This is a genomic window from Chryseobacterium sp. 14P4.3.2 (assembly GCF_057799275.1).
The window spans coordinates 1-391 of record NZ_JBYOKO010000080.1; the positions used below are offsets into that span (position 1 = coordinate 1).

Genomic DNA, 391 nt, shown 5'->3' on the forward strand with positions numbered 1-391 from the left:
AATATCACGACAGATAAAGTAAGGAAATTTGCCACCTCTTCCAGCTGGGTGAACGGAGCTACGTTCTCATCAATCAGTAATAACGGGATGTATGGCGAAGCCCAATTGTACAAAAATACAGCCACCGATGAAGATGGAAACAAAACTATTGAATTTAAAAACGGTCAGGGCCAGATTATATTAATCAGAAAAGAGCTCAGTGTAACCAAAAATGCAGATACTTATTATGTTTACAATGAATATAATCAGTTAGCTTTTGTAATTCCTCCGCTTCTCTCTCAGTTAGAGACCTGGGGTATGGCGGAACATGATGCTTTGGCCTATCAGTACCGTTATGACGGAAGAGGCAGGCTGGTAGAAAAAAAGCTTCCAGGTAAAGGCTGGGAATATA

The 391-nt window shown here is 40.4% G+C and carries 1 pseudogene; it reads left to right on the forward strand.

From position 1 onward, the window contains the following. A pseudogene (locus AC27VX_RS23880) lies at positions 1 to 391 on the forward strand (RHS repeat-associated core domain-containing protein); the annotation flags it as partial.